This window comes from Streptomyces thermospinosisporus (assembly GCF_039526425.1).
Lineage (GTDB): Bacteria > Actinomycetota > Actinomycetes > Streptomycetales > Streptomycetaceae > Streptomyces > Streptomyces thermocarboxydovorans.
Genome location: NZ_BAAAIZ010000070.1, coordinates 1 through 4,244 on the forward strand (window position 1 = coordinate 1; position 4,244 = coordinate 4,244).

Below are 4,244 nucleotides of genomic sequence, written 5' to 3' on the forward strand. Positions count from 1 at the left end.
AGTTGACCGGTACTAATAGGCCGAGGGCTTGTCCTCAGGTGCTCGCGTCCACTGTCAGTTCTGAGACAACGACCGTTGTCGGCTTTGAGCAGAACGCATAACAGAAGAGTGTGCTTGTTCGCTCGAAACCATTAGGGTTTCGGTGGTCATAGCGTAGGGGAAACGCCCGGTTACATTCCGAACCCGGAAGCTAAGCCTTACAGCGCCGATGGTACTGCAGGGGGGACCCTGTGGGAGAGTAGGACGCCGCCGAACAATCTTTGGAAGGACCCCTGGTCGCCAGCGTACAGCTGGGATCAGGGGTCCTTTTCTCTTTATGCTTGCGGTACCGAAGACAGGAGTCACCGATGTCCACCAACTCTCCCGACGACCGACCGGAGCGCGACCAGCGGCGACGGGACAGTGGTGAACGGGGCGGCGCCCGGCGCGGCGGCCCCGGACGCAACGATGACCGTGATCGCGGATTCCGCAGGGACGGCGACCGTGACCGTGGTGAGCGCGGTGGTTTCCGGCGCGACGACCGGAACGGTGGCCGGCCGGAGCGTGGCGGTTTCCGTGGCCGGGACGACAACCGCGGCGGAGAACGCGGCAGTTACCGGGGCCGCGACGACCAGCGCGGCGAGCGCGGTGACCGCGGCGGGTTCCGCCGGGACGACAACCGCGGCGGCGAGCGCGGCGGTTACCGAGGCCGTGACGACCGCCGGGACCGTGACGAGCGACGGGACGACCGCCGGGACCGCGATGACCGACGGGACGACCGCCGGGACCGCGATGACCGACGGGACGACCGCCGGGACCGCGGCGGGTTCCGTCGTGACGACTACCGGGGCGGCGAGCGCGGCGACCGCGAGCGCGGTGACCGCGGCGGGTTCCGCGGGCGGGACGACCGGCGTGAGGGCTCCGGCCGCCGAGGCGGCGAGCGCGGCGAGCGTGGTGGGTTCCGTGGCCGGGACGACGACCGTGGCGGCTTCCGCGGCCGTGAGGGCAACCGGGAGCGCGGTGGTTTCCGCGGGCGGGACGACCGCGGGCGCGGGCCGCGCCGGGACGACCGGGGCGGCCGTCCCGGTGGCTACCGTGGCCGGGACGAGCGGCAGGGCGGCGGGCGCTTCCGCGAGGAGCGGGACCGGGACCGCGAGCCCATCAAGCGGCTGCCGATCCCCGAGGACGTCACCGGCGAGGAGATCGACAAGGACGTGCGGCAGGAGCTGCAGAGCCTGCCCAAGACGCTCGCCGAGGACGTCGCCAAGAACCTGGTGATGGTCGCCCGGCTCATCGACGAGGACCCCGAGCGCGCCTACGGCTACTCCAGGGTGGCCCTGCGCCTGGCCTCGCGTGTCGCCGCCGTACGGGAGGCCGCCGGGTTCGCCGCGTACGCCAACCAGAAGTACGGCGAGGCGCTCGCCGAGTTCCGGGCCGCGCGGCGGATGACCGGGACTGCGGAGCTGTGGCCGCTGATGGCGGACTGCGAGCGCGGGCTCGGCCGGCCGGAGAAGGCGCTGGACATGGCCGGTGCGCCCGAGGTGCAGAAGCTGGACAAGGCCGGTCAGGTGGAGATGCGGCTGGTCGCGGCCGGCGCCCGGCGTGACATGGGGCAGCTGGACGCGGCGATCGTCACCCTGCAGAGCTCCGAGCTGGCGTCGAACGCGGTGCAGCCGTGGACCGCGCGGCTGCGGTACGCGTACGCCGACGCGCTGCTCGCCGCCGGGCGTACCGACGAGGCGCGGGAGTGGTTCGCGAAGGCCGTGGAGGCCGACCGGGAGGGCAGCACCGACGCCTCCGACCGGCTGGCCGAGCTGGACGGTGTGGCGTTCGTGGACGCCCTCGACGAGTCGCAGGAGGACGAGGCCGAGGACCTTCCGGAGGACGACGACACCGGCAAGGACTGAGGTCCGGACAGTGAAGATGCAGAAGGTGAAGCAGTGAGACGAAGGGGCGGGTTCCGGTGACGGACCCGCCCCTTTGTCGTCCCGGAGGTCCGGAGGCAGGCGGCAGGCTGCCGGCTGCGGGCTCAGAGGTCCAGGGCGCGCAGCACGAGCCCCGACGCCGGTTTCGGGCCGAAGGACGTGGACTTGCGGGGCATGGTGACGCCCTGGCGGGCCAGATCGCGGACGATCTCCTCGCGGACCGGGTGCATCAGGACCGCCGTGCCGCCGTCGCGCTCCGCCTTCTCCACCGTGGCGGCCGTGTCGTGGATGTAGGCGATGTGCGCGGGGGAGTCGTCGGGGACGCGCCAGACGTGCTCGAGGAGCGTGGCGTGCAGGACGGTGGCGTCCAGGGTGCGCCAGGCCTCCGGGCGGTCGGCCGGGACCGTGCGGGCCAGCAGGTCCGGGTCCGGGCGGTCGACGAGGTGGAAGGTGCCGTCGCCGGCCAGCAGGAAGGCGTTGCCCTCGTCCGCCGCCTCGGCCAGCACCGCCAGGGCGTCCGGGAGCGCCGCGTCCACGCGGCGGACCCGGAACAGGCCGTGCAGGGCGGCCAGCGCGTCCGCCACGGGCAGCCGGTGCAGCAGGCGGTGGATGGCGCGGACCCGCAGCGGGTAGCGGGCGGTGTCCACGAGCAGGACCAGGCCGTGGTCCCAGGGGCTGGGGGAGGCGTGCTCCTTGCGGAGGCGGAGGTAGGTGGCCCAGCGGTGGTGGCCGTCGGCGATGAGGGCCTGGTGGCCGGCGAGCTCCTTGGCGATGGCGTCCACGTCGGCCGGGTCGGTGAGGGACCACAGGCGGTGGTGGACGCCGTCCTCGGTGGTGGTGGCCAGCAGCGGGGGCCGGCCCGCCGCATGCTCGATGCGGGCGGCTGTCAGGGGCGCCGATTCGTCGCCGCGGTAGGTGAGCAGCAGGGGTTCGAGGTTGGCGGAGGTGGCGCGCATCAGGGCAGCGCGGTCGGCGACGATGTGCGGCATCACGTCCTCGTGCGGCAGGACCAGCTGCTCGTCGGGGTCCGTGACGCGCAGGGTGCCGATGATGCCGCGCTGCAGCAGGCCCTCGTCGTCGCTCTGCTGGTAGACGTACAGACCGGGCTCGGGGTCGGGGGTGAGGATGCCCTCGGCGCGCCAGCGGCGCAGCGTGGCGGCGGCCTGGGCGTTACGGGCCTCGGGGGTGTCCGCCTCCGGCAGGATCAGCCGGACGATGTTGTGCGGGTCGGCGGACTGGAGGTGGTGCAGACCGTCGGGACGGACGACGACGTCGTACGGCGGCGACGTCACGGCGGACAGGCTGCCGACCCGGTCGGGGTCGTAGCGAAGGCCACGGAACGGGGTGAGTTCCAGACCTCGGTGCGCCTGTGCTTCCGAGTGACCTGCAGTGTTCATCCCGGCATCGTACGGGTGCGCGGGCTGTCAGCGGGATGGGGGATGATCGTGGTGAAGCGGACGGACGAGGAGCGAGGCGGATGAGCGTGAGCGGCGTCAGGACGAGGCCCGGGGGCAGCGAGCGTGCCCTGAGCGAGGCGTACGACACGGCGCTGCTCGATCTGGACGGGGTGGTGTATGCGGGGGGCAGCGCGATCGCGCATGCCGTCGAGTCGCTCGCCGTGGCCCGTGAGCGGGGGATGCATCTGGCGTACGTGACGAACAACGCGCTGCGGACGCCGGACGCGGTGGCGGCGCATCTGACGGAGCTGGGGATACCGACGGGCGCCGAGGACGTGATCACCTCGGCGCAGGCGGTGGCGCGGCTGATCAGCGAGCAGGTGCCGCCGGGTTCCCGGGTGCTGGTGATCGGCGGCGAGGGGCTGCGGGTGGCGCTGCGCGAGCGCGGTCTTGTGCCGGTGGAGTCGGCCGACGACGACCCGGCGGCGGTCGTCCAGGGGTACGGCGGGCCGGAGCTGACGTGGGGGCGGTTCGCGGAGGCGAGCTACGCCGTGGCGCGCGGGGTGCCGTGGTTCGCGTCCAACACGGATCTGACCATCCCCAGCGGCCGGGGCATCGCGCCGGGCAACGGGGCGGCGGTGGAGGTGGTGCGGATAGCCACCGGTGCCGAGCCGCAGGTGGCGGGCAAGCCGCTGCCGCCGATGCACAAGGAGACCATTCTGCGGACGGGGGCGAAGCGGCCGCTGGTGGTCGGGGACCGGCTGGACACGGACATCGAGGGGGCGTTCAACGGCGGCGTCGACTCGCTGCTGGTGCTGACCGGCGTGACGGACGGCGCGCGGCTGCTCGCCGCGCCGCCGCAGCACCGGCCGACGTATGTCGACGCCGATCTGCGCGGGCTGCTCACCGCGCAGCCGGACGTCGTGGCGGAGGGCGACGGCTT

3 protein-coding genes and 1 rRNA gene are annotated in these 4,244 nt (G+C 73.1%); 3 read left to right on the plus strand and 1 reads right to left on the minus strand.

The features are described from left to right. Positions 1–138: 138 nt before the first annotated feature. A 5S ribosomal RNA gene (gene rrf, locus ABD207_RS22835) occupies positions 139–255 on the plus strand. 893 nt (positions 256–1,148) lie between these two features. Further along, positions 1,149–1,886 (plus strand): tetratricopeptide repeat protein, encoded by a 738-nt coding sequence (locus tag ABD207_RS22840; RefSeq protein ID WP_344014986.1) that lies wholly within the window; start codon positions 1,149–1,151, stop codon positions 1,884–1,886. 122 nt (positions 1,887–2,008) lie between these two features. Here ABD207_RS22840 and ABD207_RS22845 read toward each other — a convergent pair whose 3' ends face one another. Next, positions 2,009–3,301 carry a DUF1015 domain-containing protein gene (locus tag ABD207_RS22845; RefSeq protein WP_344014975.1) on the minus strand — a complete coding sequence of 431 codons (1,293 nt, stop codon included), beginning with the start codon at positions 3,299–3,301 and terminating at the stop codon, positions 2,009–2,011. A gap of 80 nt (positions 3,302–3,381) precedes the next feature. On the opposite strand from ABD207_RS22845, the gene ABD207_RS22850 reads away from it, so the two are divergent. Beyond that, the coding region (locus tag ABD207_RS22850; protein ID WP_344014976.1) for an HAD-IIA family hydrolase at positions 3,382–4,244 on the plus strand (863 nt) is incomplete at its 3' end.

Bases quoted from the DNA above. Each gene is read 5' to 3' on its own strand.
- ABD207_RS22845 (WP_344014975.1), bottom strand. From the start codon at position 3,301: ATGAACACTGCAGGTCACTCGGAAGCACAGGCGCACCGAGGTCTGGAA.